General features: G+C 62.5%; 15 protein-coding genes, 3 tRNA genes and 1 pseudogene. 16 read left to right on the plus strand and 3 right to left on the minus strand.

Annotation, left to right across the window (positions count from 1 at the left end; genetic code table 11):
- Positions 1-19 precede the first annotated feature (19 nt).
- The 3 genes from ACNPAA_RS16315 to ACNPAA_RS16325 all read left to right on the plus strand — a co-directional run bounded on the left by ACNPAA_RS16315 (position 20) and on the right by ACNPAA_RS16325 (position 3,520).
- On the plus strand, positions 20-1,057 hold the full coding sequence (locus ACNPAA_RS16315; RefSeq protein WP_417891868.1) for a porin: 1,038 nt from the start codon (positions 20-22) through the stop codon (positions 1,055-1,057).
- Between the two features lie 195 nt (positions 1,058-1,252).
- On the plus strand, positions 1,253-2,194 hold the full coding sequence (locus tag ACNPAA_RS16320; protein ID WP_319855221.1) for a hypothetical protein: 942 nt from the start codon (positions 1,253-1,255) through the stop codon (positions 2,192-2,194).
- 135 nt (positions 2,195-2,329) lie between these two features.
- Positions 2,330-3,520 (plus strand): amino acid aminotransferase, encoded by a 1,191-nt coding sequence (locus ACNPAA_RS16325; RefSeq protein WP_010675240.1) that lies wholly within the window; start codon positions 2,330-2,332, stop codon positions 3,518-3,520.
- 79 nt (positions 3,521-3,599) lie between these two features.
- Here the strand turns inward: ACNPAA_RS16325 and ACNPAA_RS16330 are convergent.
- The 3 genes and pseudogenes from ACNPAA_RS16330 to ACNPAA_RS16340 form a co-directional block, all read right to left on the minus strand.
- Positions 3,600-5,103: pseudogene (locus ACNPAA_RS16330) on the minus strand (helicase HerA-like domain-containing protein).
- A gap of 115 nt (positions 5,104-5,218) precedes the next feature.
- Positions 5,219-5,713, minus strand: a complete 495-nt coding sequence (locus tag ACNPAA_RS16335; RefSeq protein ID WP_042017571.1) for a DUF2062 domain-containing protein — start codon at positions 5,711-5,713, stop codon at positions 5,219-5,221.
- Positions 5,707-6,225 (minus strand): DUF2062 domain-containing protein, encoded by a 519-nt coding sequence (locus tag ACNPAA_RS16340; RefSeq protein ID WP_202041309.1) that lies wholly within the window; start codon positions 6,223-6,225, stop codon positions 5,707-5,709. Before ACNPAA_RS16340 ends, ACNPAA_RS16335 begins: the two co-directional genes overlap by 7 nt.
- Positions 6,226-6,340: 115 nt before the next feature.
- Between ACNPAA_RS16340 and ACNPAA_RS16345 the strand changes: the two genes are divergently transcribed.
- From ACNPAA_RS16345 to ACNPAA_RS16405, 13 genes are all read left to right on the plus strand, one after another.
- Positions 6,341-8,476, plus strand: coding sequence for a DNA internalization-related competence protein ComEC/Rec2 (locus ACNPAA_RS16345; RefSeq protein ID WP_417891869.1), 2,136 nt, complete (start codon positions 6,341-6,343; stop codon positions 8,474-8,476).
- Positions 8,477-8,610: 134 nt separating this feature from the next.
- Complete coding sequence (gene msbA / locus ACNPAA_RS16350; RefSeq protein ID WP_039040276.1) at positions 8,611-10,380, plus strand: lipid A ABC transporter ATP-binding protein/permease MsbA; 1,770 nt, start codon at positions 8,611-8,613, stop codon at positions 10,378-10,380.
- On the plus strand, positions 10,380-11,375 hold the full coding sequence (gene lpxK, locus ACNPAA_RS16355; protein WP_041213130.1) for a tetraacyldisaccharide 4'-kinase: 996 nt from the start codon (positions 10,380-10,382) through the stop codon (positions 11,373-11,375). The genes msbA and lpxK overlap by 1 nt, the downstream gene beginning before the upstream one ends.
- A gap of 112 nt (positions 11,376-11,487) precedes the next feature.
- Positions 11,488-11,685 carry a Trm112 family protein gene (locus tag ACNPAA_RS16360; RefSeq protein ID WP_010675233.1) on the plus strand — a complete coding sequence of 66 codons (198 nt, stop codon included), beginning with the start codon at positions 11,488-11,490 and terminating at the stop codon, positions 11,683-11,685.
- Positions 11,682-12,461: a 3-deoxy-manno-octulosonate cytidylyltransferase gene (gene kdsB, locus ACNPAA_RS16365; RefSeq protein ID WP_049636856.1), complete on the plus strand. Its 780-nt coding sequence runs from the start codon at positions 11,682-11,684 to the stop codon at positions 12,459-12,461. Before ACNPAA_RS16360 ends, kdsB begins: the two co-directional genes overlap by 4 nt.
- Positions 12,462-12,671: 210 nt before the next feature.
- On the plus strand, positions 12,672-13,316 hold the full coding sequence (gene uvrY, locus ACNPAA_RS16370; protein WP_010675231.1) for a UvrY/SirA/GacA family response regulator transcription factor: 645 nt from the start codon (positions 12,672-12,674) through the stop codon (positions 13,314-13,316).
- Positions 13,317-13,426: 110 nt separating this feature from the next.
- Complete coding sequence (gene uvrC / locus ACNPAA_RS16375) at positions 13,427-15,280, plus strand: excinuclease ABC subunit UvrC (RefSeq protein ID WP_104453121.1); 1,854 nt, start codon at positions 13,427-13,429, stop codon at positions 15,278-15,280.
- A gap of 213 nt (positions 15,281-15,493) precedes the next feature.
- Positions 15,494-16,048 (plus strand): CDP-diacylglycerol--glycerol-3-phosphate 3-phosphatidyltransferase, encoded by a 555-nt coding sequence (gene pgsA / locus ACNPAA_RS16380; RefSeq protein ID WP_010675229.1) that lies wholly within the window; start codon positions 15,494-15,496, stop codon positions 16,046-16,048.
- 179 nt (positions 16,049-16,227) lie between these two features.
- Positions 16,228-16,303: transfer RNA gene (locus ACNPAA_RS16385), tRNA-Gly, on the plus strand.
- Positions 16,304-16,337: 34 nt separating this feature from the next.
- Positions 16,338-16,411 (plus strand) — tRNA-Cys (locus tag ACNPAA_RS16390).
- 41 nt (positions 16,412-16,452) lie between these two features.
- Positions 16,453-16,539 (plus strand) — tRNA-Leu (locus tag ACNPAA_RS16395).
- A gap of 349 nt (positions 16,540-16,888) precedes the next feature.
- Positions 16,889-18,094, plus strand: a complete 1,206-nt coding sequence (locus tag ACNPAA_RS16400; protein ID WP_257710040.1) for a tyrosine-type recombinase/integrase — start codon at positions 16,889-16,891, stop codon at positions 18,092-18,094.
- Positions 18,095-18,241: 147 nt separating this feature from the next.
- On the plus strand, positions 18,242-18,460 hold the full coding sequence (locus tag ACNPAA_RS16405; RefSeq protein WP_244812396.1) for a hypothetical protein: 219 nt from the start codon (positions 18,242-18,244) through the stop codon (positions 18,458-18,460).
- Positions 18,461-18,567: the final 107 nt, after the last annotated feature.

Genomic DNA, 18,567 nt, shown 5'->3' on the forward strand with positions numbered 1-18,567 from the left:
ACAGTAGGCATTGGAAACTATGAAAAAGACAATTCTGGCTATTGCTATCCCGGCTCTGTTCGCATCCGCAGCCAACGCTGCTGTCGTTTACGACAAAGACGGTACCTCTTTTGATATCTATGGCCGTGTTCAAGCCAACTACTACGGTGAACACGACGATACCGACGCTGAACTGGTTGGTTCCTCCCGTCTGGGCTGGTCCGGCAAAGTCGGCCTGAACAACACCTGGTCCGGTATCGCCAAGACCGAGTGGCAAGTATCCGCCGAAAACTCTGACAACAAGTTCAACTCCCGTCACATCTATGTCGGCCTGGACGGTACCCAGTACGGCAAGATCATCTTCGGCCAGACCGACACCGCGTTCTACGACGTGCTGGAGCCGACCGATATCTTCAACGAATGGGGTGACGTAGGTAACTTCTACGACGGTCGTCAAGAAGGCCAGATCATCTACTCCAACACCTTCGGTGGCTTCAAGGGCAAAGTGTCCTACCAGACCAACGATGACGTAGCCGTCAAGGTTACTGACATCGGTCAAGGCATCAAGGAAACCGACGTCTACGGTCCGAACGCCAAGCGCAACTACGGCTACGCCGCTGCTGCAGGTTATGACTTCGACTTCGGTCTGGGCCTGAACGCCGGTTACGCTTACTCCGACCTGGAAAGCACTACTTCCAGTGCTTCTGGCGACAAGAAAGAGTGGGCCCTGGGCGCACACTACGCCATCAACGGTTTCTACTTCGCCGGTATGTACACCCAGGGTGACCTGAGCTACGACAACACCACCCAAGGCAACAACAAGGACAAGGGCCGTGGCTACGAGCTGGCTGCTTCCTACAACGTTGACGCCTGGACCTTCCTGGCCGGTTACAACTTCGCCGAAGGCAAGGTACTGTCCAACTCCGCCGGTTCTTCTTACGCAGACATCGTCGACGAAACCCTGCTGGGCGTGCAGTACAACTTCACTTCCAAGTTCAAGGCGTACACCGAGTACAAAATCCAGGGTATCAACGACAAGGACGACGAGTTCACTGTTGCCCTGCAATACAACTTCTAATCTAGCCTCTGCGCTGATTTAGTTGATGAACGGCCAAGCTTGCTTGGCCGTTCTGTTTTTTGGCCCGTTCACCACTTTTCGTCCTCTGGCCCTGCGCCATATCACGTTGTCTTCCTTGCCCCCTTGGTTCTCCTCTGGTAAATCGCTAGATTATTCAATTTGTTGAAGCAGATTGGCCGACAGGGAAGGATGCCTTTGATCGATTTCACCCACCCCGAGTGGCGCGCGCTGGCACAGCAGTTGCTGAGCGGCGGCCCCCAGGCTGTTCGCGGTCGTCAATGGCAGCCGCTCATCGGCATGCTTCGGGACAACCAGTTGCTGCTGGCCGTTGGTAATCATCACTATGAGCTCACCCCTGCCGGGCACCGCTATCTGACTCGGGAGCTGATGCTGGCGAAGATGGCCAGTGCCCCGCCGGAACCCGAGGAGTGGCTGCAATCCCACGGCTGGCAACTGGGGGAGAGGGTCAACGAGCGGGTGCTGGCGGCCCTGTATCGCAAGGGGGAGGGGCATTTCAGCCCCATCGAGCAGATCGACTTCGAAGACAAGGGGATCCGGCTTTGCAGTGATCTGCCCCTTCGTCTGCGGGCCGCACGGCCGTTCAGCCTGTTTCTCAGCGGCGGCACCCTGCTGGATGCCGCCCCTTGGCTCCAGACCCTGGGGGAGGTGGCGCTGCCAGCCCGCACCCTGGCGCAGCTTGGCAAGATCCTCTGGGGAGAGGGGGAGATACAGCGGGTGATCACGACCGATGCCGTCGGCGCCTTCGCCGAGTTGCCACTGCCCGCCGACGCCCTGCTGGTCTGGTATCCCGCCGAGGATCCCGGCACGCTGGAGCCCCTGATCGCCGCCTTGCCGCCCCAGACCCTCTGGAGCCACCTCACTGCCCTGGATCCGGCCGGGGTCGACAGAGTACTGGCATTGGCCCAGCGGTTGGGGAGACCGGCGAGCTGGTGGCTGCCCCGGGATCTGGTGCCCATCAAGGCGGCTTACGGGGCTCCCCTGGGGGATGGTCGGCCCTGGGAGCCGAGCCGTATCCCCCGTGCGCTGCTGGCACAGTGCAATGATCTGGTGGAGTCGAATCGGGGTCTGTCGGTCGAGGTGTGTGCCCTGGCACCGGATTGGCACGGGATTGGTTGAGGCGGCGCCGAGAAAGCGGTTTTCCCCTATGGAAGGCAGTGGTATAAAGAGCTGACGAAGCGCTCCCTGGACGGGCGCTTTTGTTTGCCAACCTACTTTGCTAGCCAACGAACTCAACGGACTACAGGGAATACCATGTTTGAAAAGGTTGTTGCCGCCCCAGCGGATCCGATCCTGGGCCTGACCGAAGCCTTCCGTGCCGACACTCGCAGCCACAAGATCAATCTGGGGGTCGGTATCTACAAGGATGAAACCGGTGCCACTCCTATCCTTCACTGCGTCAAGCAAGCCGAGCAGAAGCTCTTGACCGACGAGAAGACCAAGAACTACCTCGGTATCGAAGGCAATATCGAATACGGCCGCATCGTGCAGCAACTGCTGTTCGGCCGTGATGCCGCCCTGGTGACCAGCGGCCGCGCCAAGACGGCGCAGGCGCCGGGCGGTACCGGTGCCCTGCGCATCGCCGCCGAGTTCGTGGTACGCAACAATCTCGCCAAGACCATCTGGATCTCCGATCCCACCTGGGCGAACCATGTCAGCGTGTTCCAGGCGGCCGGTTTGACCGTCAAGTGGTACAAGTACTACGACGCCGCCACCAAGGGACTCGACTTCGCCGCCATGCAGGCCTCCCTGTCTGACGCGCAGGCGGGGGATCTGGTGCTGCTGCACGGCTGCTGCCACAACCCGACTGGTATCGACCCCACCACCGAGCAGTGGCGCGCCCTGGCCAGGCAGAGTGCCGCCGCCGGCTGGCTGCCGCTCTTTGACTTTGCCTATCAGGGCTTCGCCCGGGGTATCGAAGAGGATGCCGAAGGCCTTCGCATCTTCGCCGAGTGCCACGACGAGCTGCTGGTGGCGAGCTCCTTCTCCAAGAACTTCGGTCTTTACAACGAGCGGGTCGGCGCCTTCACCCTGGTCTGCGCGACCAAGGCGGTGGCCGACGTCGCCTTCACCCAGGTGAAGACCGTCATTCGTGCCAACTACTCCAACCCGCCGTCACATGGCGCCGCCGTTGTCACCACCGTGGTGAGCGACCCGGCCCTCTATGCGGAGTGGGTGGAAGAAGTGGCCGCCATGCGGGTGCGCATTCGCGAGATGCGCGAGCTGCTGGTGGAGAAGCTGGCCGAGCGGGGGGTGAACCAGGATTTCAGTTTCATCCGCGAACAGAACGGCATGTTCTCCTTCTCCGGTCTCTCCAAGGATCAGGTGGAGCGCCTCAAGAGCGAATTCGCCATCTATATCGTCGGCTCCGGCCGGATCAGCGTGGCCGGTATCACCCGCGCCAACATTGATCCCCTCTGCGACGCCATCGCCAAGGTGTTGTAAGAGAGAAGCATCTGCGCCAAGCGCCTTGCTTCAGCCATAAAAAGCCCGCCGTATCGGCGGGCTTTTTCATTTTCCGGCATCAGCGGCGCCGCTTGCTGCTCCCCAGCAGGGAGCCGAGCACCCCGCGCATCAGCTGGCGTCCCACCTCGTTGCCGAGGGTGCGGGCCACGCTCTTGGCGGCGGTGCACCACCCCGTCATGCTGGCCACCACGGGGGCCGGTGCGACCGAACAGGATGCCATTCAAGGCATCCAGCAGACCGCCACCCTGGTCGGTCTGTGGGGAAGCGGTCTCGTCACCGGTGGCGGGCGATGCCTCCTGAAGCCGCTCGAACGCGGACTCCCTGTCCTCCTGGGTGTCGTATCTGCCGTAGAGCAATGAGCCCTGAATAAGCGCCTGGCGCTCGGCCGCGCTCAGGGGGCCGATGCGGCTGGCCGGGGGCGCGATGAAGGCGCGCTCCACCACGCTGGGCCGCCCCTTCTCGTCGAGCAGGGAGATGAGCGCCTCCCCGACCCCCAGTTCAGTGATGGCTCCGGCGGCGTCGAAGGCAGGGTTGGCCCGCAGGGTGTTGGCGGCGATGCGCACCGCCTTCTGATCGCTCGGGGTGAAGGCGCGCAGGGCGTGCTGCACCCGGTTGCCAAGCTGCCCCAGCACGCTGTCGGGGATGTCGGCCGGACTCTGGGTCACGAAATAGACGCCCACCCCCTTGGAGCGGATGAGGCGCACCACCAGCTCAATTTTCTCCAGCAGCGCCCTGGGTGCATCCTTGAACAGCAGGTGGGCCTCGTCGAAGAAGAACACCAGCACGGGCTTTTCCGGATCCCCTATCTCGGGCAACTGTTCGAACAGCTCGGAGAGCAGCCAGAGCAGGAAGCAGGCATAGAGGCGGCTGGACTGGGTGAGCTTGCCGGCGGCCAGTACATTGATATGGCCGTGGCCCGCCGCGTCGGTCTGCATCAGATCCTGGATGTCCAGCATGGGCTCGCCGAAGAAGTGATCGCCGCCCGCGTTCTCCAGGGTGAGGAGGTTGCGCAGGATGGCGCCGATGGAGGCGGTCGACACATTGCCGTAGCGGGTGGTGAGGGTCTTGGCGTGCTCCCCCGCAAACTGCACCATGGCCCGCAGGTCTTTCAGATCGAGCAACAGCAACCCCTCGTCGTCCGCCACCTTGAACACCAGCTCCAGCACCCCGCTCTGGGTGTCGTTGAGGCCGAGCAGGCGTGCAAGCAACAGAGGCCCCATGTCGGAGACGGTGGCCCGCACCGGGTGGCCCTCTTCGGCGAAGAGATCCCAGAACAGGGTGGGGCTGGCGGCAAAGTCGGGTGCCTGAAGGCCGAGCTGGGCCAGACGGGCATCCAGCTTGGCAGAGGCGGTACCGGCGGCGCCCAGGCCGCTCAGATCCCCCTTCACGTCGGCCAGAAAGACCGGCACGCCGAGGCGGGAAAACCCCTCCGCCAGCACCTGCAGGGTGACTGTCTTGCCGGTGCCGGTGGCCCCGGTGATGAGGCCGTGGCGATTGGCCATGGCGGGGAGCAGGGAGAGGGGGTGGCCATTGGCATGGGCCAGCGTGAGCGGTTCGGCCATGGTGGGCTCCTTGTTTCGAATGGGGGTCGAAAAACAACGGGTTACAAGGAGTGTGGTGGCAGAGGCAGACGATGGCAAGGCACGCCGCCCGAGACAAGGACGGCGTGCTGGCAACCTAGCGGGGGCGGGTCAGCTTGCCCAGTTGCAACAGCAGCAGGGTGAGCAAGGCGCCGGCGGCAGCGCTCAGCACCGCCAGCAGCAGGCTGCCAAGCAGGAAGGGGGGCACCAGGATGGCCGCTTCCTGTTCCAGCCAGTGCAGGGACCAGGTGAGATGGAAGGGGGCTGGCGTCTCGTTCAGCACCAGGCAACCGGTACGATAGGCGTAGAGGTACATGAAGGGGAGCGTCAGCGGGTTGTTGAACCAGACCGCCAAGAGGGCCAGCGGCAGGTTGAAGCTGAACGCCAGCACCAGGGCGACGGCCACTAGGGAGTGCATGGGCATGGGGACCCAGCTGGCGAACAGCCCGGCCGCCACGGCGCCACAGAGGGCCCGCGTTCCCCCTTGCCAAAGGGCGGGGGTCAGCAGTCGTTCGCCAAAGAGGGCGAACCACTTCTGTTGGCGCAGGGTATCGGGGTCAATCTTGAAGCGGGCCAACCAGCGATTCAGCATGGGCGCGCCACCTTGCGTTTTTGCCACTGGCGCACCGTGCTCAGGCGCCAGCCCGCGCGAACCAGGACATAGCCGACGAGGGCGCTCAGCAGGGCAAGCACCAGGGAGCCCAGCAAGAGCGGCGGGGCCACCGTCTCGAACACCGACACCAGCCAGGCCCAGGTGAAGGTGATCTCGATGTGCTGGGAGGGTTGCCCCAGCAACTGGCAGCCCACCAGATAGGCGCCATAAAACAGCGGTGGCATGGTCAGGGGGTTGGAGAGCCAGACCAGGGCCACCGAGAGGGGCAGGTTGACCCGGCAGGCGATGGCGCCGCCAGCGGCCAGCAGCATCTGGCAGGGGAGGGGAATCCAGGCCATGAAGAGACCGACCGCACAGGCACCGGCGGCGGAGCGCCGGTTGAGATGCCAGAGATTGGCATCCAGCAGCAGCTTGCCAAAGAGTCGCAAGTGCTTGTGTTCCTTGAGGGTCGCCGGGTCGGGTAGCCAGCGCTGTATGATTCGTTTGGGCATGTTCTGAACCTTGCTAAATACTTGCTCCATGGATCTGCGTCTGTTGTCGTTTGCCCTGGGGGCAAGCTCCTCACTGCTTTGGCCATGGCTGCCTTCATGGGAATGGGGTGGCCTGATGCTGCTGCTCGCGCTCCCCCTTGCCGGTGGTCGTTGCTGGCGGCTGCTGTTTCTGCTGCTCGGCATCCTCTGGATGCAGGTGAATTTGCACTACCGGCTTGCCTGGCTGGATCAGCTTGGCAAAAAAACGAGCCACATCATAACCGCACACGTGCAAAGTGCGGAGTCTTCGGGAGAGAAAGAGGGGGATAAATTTGCGCGCCTGCTGCTGCGCCTCGACACCCTGGACGATCGCCCCCTCATCGTGCCACCCCTGGTGCGGGTCAATGCCTATCAGGTGTTGCCGCCGTTGCCTGCCGGCAGCCGCGTCACCCTGGTGACCTCTCTCAAGCCGGCCCATGGCCTGGCCAACGAAGCGGGGATGGATGGGCGACGCCTGCTCCTTGGCAAGGGGATCACCGCCACCGGCAACCTGCGCCGGGTCATCGCCCTGGATGCCGTGCCCCCGGGTGTGCGCGATCGCTGGCTGGCGGCGGCGAGTCGCGCCTGGGAGGGGATGGCGCAGGCCCCCCTGCTGGCGGCCCTCACCTTCGGGGAGCAGGGGGGGATCACGGATGCCCAGTGGGAACTCTTTCGCGGCAGCGGCCTGACCCACATCATCGCCATCTCGGGCCAGCATATCGCCCTGGTAGCGGTGCTCGGCTGGTGGCTCGGGCGGCTGTTCGGGCTGCGCGGGGCTATCTGCGTGTCGCTCCTGTTCGCGGCCACCTACAGCTGGCTGGCGGGGTTTGCGGTGGCCACCGAGCGTGCCCTCATCATGGTGCTGGTGTGGAGCCTGCTGCGCTGGCTAAAGCGGGACTGGCCGAGCCACCGGATCTGGCTGTGGGCCTTTGTGGTGCTGACATTGTGGGACCCTTTCGCCCTCTATTCGGCGGGGTTCTGGCTCTCTTTTCTGGCGGTGGCCCTGCTGTTGCTGGCGAGCCTGCTGCACGATCGCCCCGGCCTGGTGCGGCTGCAACTTCTGCTGCTGCTCGGATTGCTGCCCCTGCAACTGCTGCTGTTCGAGGGGATGGCGCCCCTGGCGTTTCTGCTCAATCTGCTGACACTGCCGCTGTTCTGCCTTGTCATCATTCCCCTGGCGCTCATCGGCGTGCTGGTGGCGCCCCTCTCCACGTTGCTGGCCCACGGCCTGCTCTGGGTCTCCGCCTTCGGCCTGGAGTGGGTGCTGTGGGGGCTCACGCAGCTGGCGGATCGCCTGCAGCTCTGGTGGCCGGTGCCCGGCTGGCTGATGCCCGCCAGCGCCCTGCTGATCCTGTTGTGGACAGGATGGCACCTGCCGGGAGGGCGCGCCCTGGGGGGACCGGTGGCGGCGGCCCTGCTGCTCGCCCTCTGGCCTGCTCCCGCTTCCTGGCAGGTGCGGGTGCTGGACGTGGGGCAGGGGCTCTCGGTGCTCGTCACCCGGGGGGATCGGGCCATCCTGTTTGATACCGGGGATCGCTACCCCGGGGGCTACAACATGGCGGATGCGGCCATCCTGCCCCTGCTCAACCGGCTCGGCATCCGGGTGATCGACACCCTGATCATCAGCCACAGAGACAGGGATCACGCGGGCAACCGGCAGGCTCTGCTGCAGAGCATGGCGGTGCGCCGGGAGCTCTCCTCCTTCCCCTTTACACCGGCTACCCAGGCCTGCCGCCGAGGTCAGCAGTGGCACTGGCAGGGACTGGATGTGCGGGTGCTCTGGCCCCTGGCAGCCGGGGCGGGGCGCAACAACGACAGTTGCGTGGTGCAGCTGGACGACGGGCGTCATCGGCTGCTGCTGAGCGGCGACATCGAGCAGCAGGCGGAGCGCCGCCTGCTGGCGCTGGAGGAGGGTGAGGGCGCGGGGCTGGCCAGCACCCTGCTGGTGAGCCCGCATCATGGCAGTCGCACCTCCTCCACGGCCCCCTTCGTGGCGGCGGTGAAACCTGCCTTCGTGGTGCACAGCGCAGGCTTCATGAACCAGTGGGGCTTTCCCCGCCCCGAGGTGGTGGCGCGATACCAGGGGGCGCGGCAGTGGGTCACGGGGGAGGCGGGCGCCATCCTGATCGAGCCGGGAGACGCGGGGCTCAGGATCCGGGCCGAGCGGGAGCAGGGGCCCTGGTACCGGCGTGGCGGCCCCTGGTGGCAGCCGCAGGTATGGGGAAGGGAGTGAGGATCCAATGAGCCAGCCCGGCAAGGGGCGGCCTTCATTTGTGACCCGGGTTGTAGCCATCGCGCCAGCGGCGCTTGGTGTAGCTCCAAGGTTTGGCTAGAATAGCCCGTCATTTCCCTTATTAACGGCTATTCATGCAACAAGAAACCTCACAAGAGAGCTGGACCGTCTTCAAGCGCCTGCTCGGTTATGTCCGGGATCGCAAGCTGGGTCTGGTGGGCGGCATCATTGGCATGCTGGGTTACGCGGCCGTGGATACCACCTTCGTCTACTCCATCAAACCGCTCATCGATCAGGGGCTCAACGGCAACGACAGCAGCGTGCTCAAGTGGATGCCCTTCTTCGTCCTCGGCATCGTGGCTCTGCGCGGCTGCGCCGCCTTCCTCTCCAACTACTGCATGGCCTGGGTCGGCAACCACGTGGTGATGCGCCTGCAGCAGCAGGTGTTCAGCCACCTGATGGCCATGCCCATGAGCTTCTTCGACCGCCAGAACACCGGCAACCTGCTCTCCAAGGTGACCTATGACGCCGGTCAGGTGTCGTCCGCCGCGAGCTCGACCCTGGTGTCCCTGGTGCGGGAAGGGGCCACCGTCATCGGCCTGCTGGGCCTGATGTTCTGGCACTCCTGGCAGTTGTCGGTGATCTTCCTGGTGGTGGGGCCCCTGGTCGGGATCCTCATCAGCATCATCAGCCGACGTTTTCGCAAGATAAGCCGCCACATCCAGCAGGCAGTGGGTGACATCACCACCTCCACCGAGCAGATGCTCAAGGGGCACAAAGAGGTGCTGATGTTCGGGGGCCAGGAGGTTGAGGACAAGCGCTTCTACCAGGTGAGCAACCGGATGCGCCAGCAGACCATGAAGATGGTCGCCGCCGACGCCATCGGCAGCCCCATCGTCCAGATGGTGGCCTCCGTGGCCCTTGCGGTCTTCCTCTATGTCGCCACCATCGACAGCGTCAAGGCGACCCTGACCGCGGGCACCTTCACCGTCATGGTCACCTCCATGATGATGCTGCTCAAGCCGCTGAAAAGCCTGACCGACGTGAACAACCAGTTCCAGCGCGGCATCACCGCCTGCCAGAGCCTGTTCGGTCTGCTGGACTCCACCCCGGAGCAGGACACCGGCACCCGCACCCTGGAACGTGCCCGAGGTGAAATCGAGTTTCGCAACGTCACCTTCACCTACCCGACCAAGGAGACACCGGCGCTGCGCAACATCAGCTTCAAGGTGGAGGCAGGCAAATCGGTGGCCCTGGTGGGTCGTTCCGGCTCCGGCAAGAGCACCATCGCGAGCCTCCTGACCCGCTTCTATGACATCGAAGAGGGGGAAATTCTGCTGGATGGCGTCAACATCCGCGAATACCGCCTGAGCGAGCTGCGCAAGCAGTACGCCCTGGTCTCCCAGCACGTGCACCTCTTCAACGACTCCGTGGCCAACAACATCGCCTACGCGGCGGAAGAGAAGTACAGCCGCGACGAGATCCAGCAGGCGGCCCGCATCGCCCATGCTGACGACTTCGTCAGCAAGATGCCGGAAGGTTATGACACCGTCATCGGCGAGAACGGCGCCTCCCTCTCCGGCGGCCAGCGCCAGCGCATCGCCATCGCCCGCGCCCTGCTGCGGGACTCCCCGGTGCTGCTGCTGGACGAAGCCACCTCGGCCCTGGACACCGAGTCCGAGCGTCACATCCAGGCGGCCATCGACGAGCTGTGCAAGGCGCGCACTTCCCTCGTGATCGCCCACCGCCTCTCCACCATCGAGAAGGCGGACGAGATCCTGGTGATCGACGAGGGACACATCGTCGAGCGCGGCAACCACCAAACCCTGATGGACATGCATGGTACTTATGCCCAGCTGCGGGCCATTCAGTTTGGTAATACTGCCACGGGTAACCAGGGCTGATGCTGGCCAGACTCTGGTACGGGAACAGCCTCTGGCGCTGGGGGCTGGCCCCCTTCGCCCTGCTGTTTGCCCTGATCAGCGGCGTCCGCCGTCTGGGGTATCGCCGGGGCTGGCTCAGCGCCTATCGGGCCACCCTGCCGGTGGTGGTGGTGGGCAATCTCTCGGTGGGGGGCAACGGCAAGACCCCGGTGGTGGTCTGGCTGGTAGAACAACTCCAGGCCCGGGGCTGGCGCCCAGGCGTGGTCAGCCGCGGTTATGGCGGCAAGGCGCCCCATTACCCCTATCGACTGGATGAGAGCAGCACCCCGGCCGAGGCCGGGGATGAGCCCGTGCTCATCGCAAGGCGCTGCGGCTGCCCCGTGGCGGTGGCCCCCAGACGGGCCGATGCGGTGCGGTTGCTGGAGCAAAGCGGTGAGGTGGACATCATCGTCACCGACGACGGCCTGCAGCACTATGCCCTGGCCCGTGACATCGAACTAGTGGTGGTGGACGGGGCGCGCCGCTTTGGCAATGGCTGTCTGCTGCCCATGGGGCCGCTGCGCGAGCCCACGACCCGCCTCAAGCGGGTGGACGCCATCATCTGCAACGGCGGCGAACCCGCCCGTGGCGAATATGCCATGCGCCTGGTGCCGGATACCCTGCGCCGGGTGTGCGACGATGCGCCTCTCACGGCCCCCCTCTCGGGGCCGGTGGATGCCCTGGCGGGCATCGGCCATCCCCCCCGTTTCTTCGCCACCCTGACCGCCCTTGGTTACGAGCTGGTGCAGAGCGTCGGCTACGGGGATCACCAGGCGTTCGACGCCGCCGAGCTGCTGGCCCGCTTCGGCCAGCGCCCCTTGCTGATGACCGAGAAGGATGCGGTCAAGTGCCGCCCCTTCGCCCCGGACAACTGGTGGTATCTGCCGGTCAGCGCCGAGCTGCCCGATGCCCTGGGGGAGGCGCTGCTGCGCACCCTGGGCCCGCAGCCCGGGGGGGACAAGCACCAGGCGCCCTGACGGGGCGCCACCGGATTGGAACAGACGGCCAGCGCCCGGACTCGGGGGCTGGCCCTGCACATTGACATGCCAGGCAAGATCGCCTGTGGGAAATCGTTAAAGGAGTTTCGTTGTGGCACTGGATATTAAATTGCTCGACATCATCGCCTGCCCGGTCTGCAAGGGGAAACTGCACTATCAAGCGCACGCCGAGGGCCCTCAGGAGCTCATCTGCCGCTTCGATAGACTGGCTTATCCCCTGGAGGAGGGGATCCCGGTGCTGCTGGAGAACCGGGCCCGCCACCTGGCGCTGGAAGAGCTGAAGCCATGAGTTTCGTCGTCGTCATTCCTGCCCGTTACGCCTCCACCCGGCTGCCGGGCAAGCCGCTGGCCGACATTCACGGCAAGCCCATGGTGCAGCACGTGGTGGAGAAGGCCCTGCAATCGGGCGCCGATCGGGTGATCGTCGCCACCGATGACGAGCGGGTGCAGCAGGCTCTGGCTCCCTTTGCCGCCGCTGCCGGGTTCGAGGTGTGCATGACCTCACCGGATCACCAGTCCGGCACCGAGCGTCTGGCCGAGGTGTGCCGTCACTACGGCTTTGCCGCCGACACCATCATCGTCAACGTGCAGGGGGACGAGCCCCTCATTCCCCCCGTCATCATCCGCCAGGTGGCGGACAACCTGGCCGCGGCCAGCGCGCCCATGGCGACGCTGTCGGTGCCGATCAGGGATGCCGAAGAGGCGTTCAATCCCAATGCCGTCAAGGTGGTGACCGACCGGGAGGGGTATGCCCTCTATTTCAGTCGCGCCAGCATCCCCTGGGATCGGGACCGCTTTGCGGCCAGCGATCGCGTTGCGGGGAGCCGCGAGCAGATTGGCGATCACTACCAGCGCCACATCGGCATCTACGCCTATCGCGCCGGCTTCATCCAGCGTTACGTGGACTGGGCGCCGAGCGTGCTCGAGCAGGTCGAAGCCCTGGAGCAGCTGCGGGTGCTCTGGTACGGGGAGAAGATCCACGTGGCCCAGGCGCTGCAAGCCCCGCCGGTGGGGGTGGACACCCAGGCCGATCTCGACAAGGTGCGAGCGCTGCTGGCCGGTTGAGGCTGGCGGAACGGCTTTGATGCAACACGGCGCCCCAGGGCGCCGTTTTTTAATTGATTCTTTGTATAATAATTTGATTTAAAACGGATTTTACGAGCAATTTCAAACTTTTCCCGCCCATGGTTTGCCAAATCATCGAGTTTGGTTATGATGCAAGACGCCGTGTTAACCCTAACTGGCATATAACGAGATAAAAAACGGGGTGTTTGGGTGATTAATGTATTCCTGGTCGATGATCATGAGTTGGTGCGTACAGGGATAAGACGCATTTTGGAAGACGTCCGCGGGATCAAGGTGGTGGGCGAGGCGCAGAGCGGGGAAACCGCGGTGGCCTTCTGTCGGCAACATCACCCCGATGTGATCCTGATGGACATGAACATGCCGGGCATCGGCGGTCTGGAAGCGACCCGCAAGATCCTGCGGATCCGCCCCGATGTACGCATCATAGTGCTGACCATTCATTCAGAAAATCCGTTCCCCACCAAGGTGATGCAGGCGGGCGCCGCCGGGTACCTCACCAAGGGGGCCGCGCCGGACGAGATGATCCACGCCATTCGCCTGGTTCACTCCGGTCAGCGCTACATCTCCCCGGAGATCGCCCAGCAGATGGCCCTGAGCCAGTTCGCCTCCGCCGACGAGAACCCCTTCAAGTCCCTCTCAGAGAGGGAGCTGCAGATCATGATGATGATCACCAAGGGGCAGAAGGTGACCGACATCTCCGAGCAACTCAACCTGAGCCCGAAGACGGTCAACAGCTACCGCTACCGCCTGTTCAGCAAGCTGGGGATCAACGGTGACGTGGAGCTGACCCATCTGGCCATTCGTTATGGCATGCTGGATGCCGATACCCTGTAACGGGGGCGTGTGGACACCAAAGGCGGCACCGGCCGCCTTTTGCTTTTTGCAGGCTGTGGGCAGTATGCTCTCCCCGTCTTTTTGCATTCATCCGTTGAGTCGAGTTGCCGATGACCCTCTCTCCCGAGCCCCATTTTGACAGCAAGGCATTTCTGAGCGCCGTCACCCACCAGAGTGGTGTCTACCGCATGTACGACAGCGGCGGCACCGTCATCTACGTGGGCAAGGCCAAGGATCTCAAGAAACGGCTCGCCTCCTACTTTCGTGCCAATGTCGACAGCATCAAGACCCGCACCCTGGTGCGCCAGATTGCCGATGTGCAGGTAACGGTCACCCACACCGAGACCGAGGCGCTGATCCTCGAGCACAACCTCATCAAGCAGTACCAGCCCCGCTACAACGTGCTGCTGCGGGATGACAAGTCCTACCCCTGGATCATCATCACCGACCATCGGCACCCGCGCATCGGCGTCCATCGCGGCGCCCGCAAGGTGAAGGGGGAGTATTTCGGCCCTTACCCCTCCGGTGGCGCGGTACGCGAGAGCCTGCACCTGATGCAGAAGATCTTCCCGGTGCGCCAGTGCGAGGATGCCGTCTATGCCAACCGTACCCGCCCCTGCTTGCTCTACCAGCTCAAGCGCTGCGCCGGCCCCTGCGTGGCGGGGCTGGTGAGCGAGGCCGAGTATGCCCAGCAGGTGGCGCTGGCCAAGCTGTTCCTCGCGGGCAAGAACCAGCAGGTGATCGGCGAGCTGGTGGGCAAGATGGAGTCCGCCAGCGGCGATCTGCGCTTCGAGGAGGCGGCCCGCTACCGGGATCAGATCCAGGCCCTGCGCCGGGTCACCGAGCAGCAGTCGGTGAGCGGCAACGTGCTGGACGAGCTCGACGTGGTGGGGGTGGCCTTCGAGCAGGGGACCGCCTGCATCCACGTGCTCTTCATCCGCCAGGGCAAGGTGCTGGGATCGCGCAGCTACTTCCCGAAAGTGCCGGCCGATACCCCGCTTGACGAGGTGGTGCAATCCTTCCTGCTGCAGTTCTATCTGTCGGGGCAGGGGGGACGGCAGATCCCGAGCGAGGTGCTGCTGGACGTGGCGCTGGAGGATGAGAGCGTCATCGCCGACACCCTGAGCCAGACCGCCGGCTACAAGGTGCGGGTGGTGAGCCGGACGCGCAGCGAACGGGCCCGCTTCATCAAGCTTGCCTCCATCAACGCCCAGACTGCGCTGCGCTCGCGCCTCGCCCACAAGAGCACCATCAGCGCCCGTTACGATCAGCTGGAGGAGCTGCTGGAGCTCGAGACCCCCATCGCCCGCATGGAGTGTTTCGATATCTCCCACACCATGGGGGAGCGCACCGTGGCCTCCTGCGTGGTGTTCAACCGGGAGGGGCCGCTCTCCTCGGAATACCGCCGCTTCAACATCGACGGTATCACCGGCGGGGATGACTACGCCGCCATGGAGCAGGCGCTGGAGCGCCGCTTTGGCAAGCAGCAGGAGCCGGACAAGGTGCCGGATGTGCTGTTCATCGACGGCGGTCTCGGCCAGTTGCGCCGCGCGGAGGAGATCCTGGCGCGCCAGTTGGAGTTTCTCGGCGGCAAATACCCGCTGCTGGTGGGCATCGCCAAGGGGGTGACCCGCAAGGCGGGGTTGGAGACCCTGATCCTGGGGGACAGCCACGAAGAGCTGCACCTGCCGGCAGACATGCCCGCTTTGCACCTCATCCAGCACATTCGCGATGAATCCCATCGCTTTGCCATCACGGGCCACCGGGCCAGGCGGGCAAAGGCCCGCACCACCAGTACCCTGGAAGAGATTCCCGGGGTGGGGCCGAAACGGCGGCAGGCGCTGCTCAAATACCTGGGGGGTTTGCAGGAGGTGAAAAAAGCCGGGGTGGACGAGCTCGCCAAGGTGCCCGGCATCAGCCAGGAGCTGGCCCAGTCCATCCACGACGCATTGCACTCGCTCTAGCGCTGCCTTTGGTGTGAAGGAGGTCACGCCAGGGGGCATCAGGGCGTGCCGCCTGCGCACAAGAGCCGTGACGCAGGGGGCTCCCAAATGCCATAATGACCGGCATCCTGAGGTTATTGATGGATTAATGGACCAAGGCGGGCGCCAGTTCGGTTGCATCCGCGATCGGCTTGGGGCTACCATGTAGCGGCATACAAGAAGTGGCTGAAAATAATGACAAATATTCCTAACCTGCTGACGTTCTTTCGGATTTTGCTCATCCCCGTCTTCGTCATCCTGTTTTACCTTCCCTATCAGTGGTCCTACATGGCGGCGGCCATCGTCTTCATCCTGGCGGCCGCAACCGACTGGTTTGACGGCTATCTTGCCCGCAAGCTGAACCAGTCCACCGCCTTTGGCGCCTTCCTCGATCCGGTGGCCGACAAGATCATGGTGGCGGCGGCCCTGGTGGTCATCGTCGAGCACTACAACACCGTCTGGGTCACCATCCCCGCCATGACCATGATTGGCCGGGAGATCATCATCTCCGCCCTGCGTGAATGGATGGCCGAGCTTGGCAAGCGCTCCTCGGTGGCGGTCAGCTGGATTGGCAAATGGAAGACCATGATCCAGATGGTGTCGCTCACCGGTCTCATCTGGCAGTACGACATCTGGATGGTGTGGCTCGCCTATGTGCTGCTCTACGTGGCCACCGTGCTCACCTTCTGGTCCATGTTCCAGTACATGAAGGCTGCCTGGGGCGATCTCAGCTACCACTCCCGGTTCTAGTCCCGACGGGAAGATGGCCGTTTCTCTGCCACTGGCGCCGAGAAACGGCCATGAGCTGCAAAAGTGTGGGAAAAGGGTAAAAAACACCCGAACGATCAGCGTATTAAATGTTTTTGGTTGACTGGGCGGGGAACATCGCTAGAATGCGTTCTCACAGTCAGGCAGTCAGCCAGACCGATGCGGGAATAGCTCAGTTGGTAGAGCACGACCTTGCCAAGGTCGGGGTCGCGAGTTCGAGTCTCGTTTCCCGCTCCAAATTCAGACAATAGAGAGTTCCTCTCTTTTGCATGGCGCGTTAGCAAAGCGGTTATGCAGCGGATTGCAAATCCGTTTAGTCCGGTTCGACTCCGGAACGTGCCTCCATATTGACAAGCCCGCCACGCGAGCTTGATACCGATTGCGGTGCCCGAGTGGTGAAATCGGTAGACACAAGGGATTTAAAATCCCTCGACGTTCGCGTCGTGCCGGTTCGATTCCGGCCTCGGGCACCATTAAAATTGAAGAAAAAGCCTTACAGATTAAACAGATACGACGCTTCATTGCGTCGTTTTTGTTTCTGCTCCCCAGCGTTTTCCCTCTGTCAGTTTTCCTTTCTTGTCCATTTCTTGTCTAAGCGACTTACTACTTCCTGCAATTCGTTGCGAACAACCTGCTCAGTCTTCCAACATAGCCAAGGACGTTTGGTAGGCTACTGCTCCGGACTTTTCCGGGGTCTGTTTCTGGTGCTGAAGCAAGTGCCGCTCACCGTTACCCCTTCGTCTTCACCCCTCCCAAACCCGCATTGAATCCTCTTTGAAACAGATATTAATCCCATGATCTAACCCATCATCGGAGGTATCTATGCAGACCAAATTTCGCTTTACCAATGCAGCCATCAAGGCTTTGCCCGCACAACAACGAGAGGCTGGCGCTACTGAACTGGAGTTCTCCGATACAGAGGTCATCGGCTTAAAACTCTTGTCAGGAAAAAGCCAGGGCAGTAAGCGTTTCCTACTGCGCTATACCCTCCAGGGCAAGAAGCGCAGCATCGCTTTGGGACGATTCGGTGATATCGATGTGAGCCAAGCCAGGACCATTGCCCGCAAGTACAAGGCGATGCTGGCAGAAGGCATCGACCCGGTAGCAGAACGCGACAGCTACAAAACAGAGCCCACCCTGTCGGAGTTCTTCTGGCAGACCTTTTTGCCGCACCTCAAGACCATTGGTAAACGGTCGATCAGCAGCGACATTCAGCGGTTTAAACACAATATCGAACCACGCTTTGGTGCCATGCGTTACCGGCAACTCAAGGCGATGGATGTCCTGCAGTTGCAATCGGAGATGGTTCACCCCAACAACCCTCAGCAGACGGCCTACGCACCGAGTACCGCCAACCGTGTGCTGGCCCAGTTAAAGACCATGGGCAGCTATGCGGTGCGCTGGGGCATTCTGGACACTAATGAGGCGGCCAAGATCAAGCTGTTGAAGGAGGACAATGCCAGGACGCGTTTCCTATCGATTGAAGAGATGAAACGGGTCATTGAGGTGGCATTGCAGGATCGCAATCAAGCCGCAGGCAGCTTCATCGCGATGCTCTATCTGACGGGGGCGAGAAAGTCCGAAGTGTTACTCGCTAAATGGGAACATGTGAACTGGGAGGATAAGACGCTGTTCGTACCGCTGACCAAGAATGGCAAGAGCCGGATCATTTACCTGAGCACATTGGCTATCGATATTCTGGAGAAGCTTCCCAGAATAGCCGGTAACCCCTATGTGTTCGCGAGCCAGCATATTCGATGTCAGGGCAAGCCCATCGGTGAACCCAGATGTGCCTATGAACGGGTGTTGCAGAAGGCCGGTATCGAAGACCGCGATGAGGTTTGCTTCCATACGGCTCGTCATTCTGTCGCCAGTGCCTTGGTCTCTTCAGGGCAATACAGCCTGTATGACGTCAAGGCACAGCTGGCCCACGCCAGCATTCAATCCTCCCAGCGGTATGCAAAGCTGACCTCTGAGCGCAGTCGCAATATCAGCGAAGGTCTCTCGTCTATGATCCAGGCTGAGTGACCGAAAAGGTATTGTTTATAAACAGATATTAATAACCAGACAGCGCTGACACATCGGCTGTTGGTCCACATTTCACAGTTCCCAGGCCCTTAAGTTCATCTGAGCTTAAGGGCCTTTTTGTTGGAGAGAAACACGATGAAAACTTGTATGGCATGGCCGAAGGAGACATTGCTCGCGGCCTACCCGGCACTCCATGTCTCGGTCATGGAGCAAATTATTGAGCCCTTTTCATCAGTAGAGGAGGCGAGGGCATTCTGGGTCGCGACCGGTTGTAGTCTGGTCATTATCGAGATGACGGACTCGGTGAGTGAGTTCCAGGCCATGCCACAGCATATCCAGAATCAGGTGATGTTTGAGGTGTCCTGACAAGATCGGACAGTCCCGGATCAAGCAGCCTGAGCAGTTCTCCAATACCTCTTGTTAAACTCCGCCGGGCTGACATTGCCAAGTCGTGAATGCCGACGCTGGCGGTT

The organism is Aeromonas sp. PS2Canimalfood6 (assembly GCF_048276795.1).
Taxonomy (GTDB): Bacteria; Pseudomonadota; Gammaproteobacteria; order Enterobacterales; family Aeromonadaceae; genus Aeromonas; species Aeromonas caviae.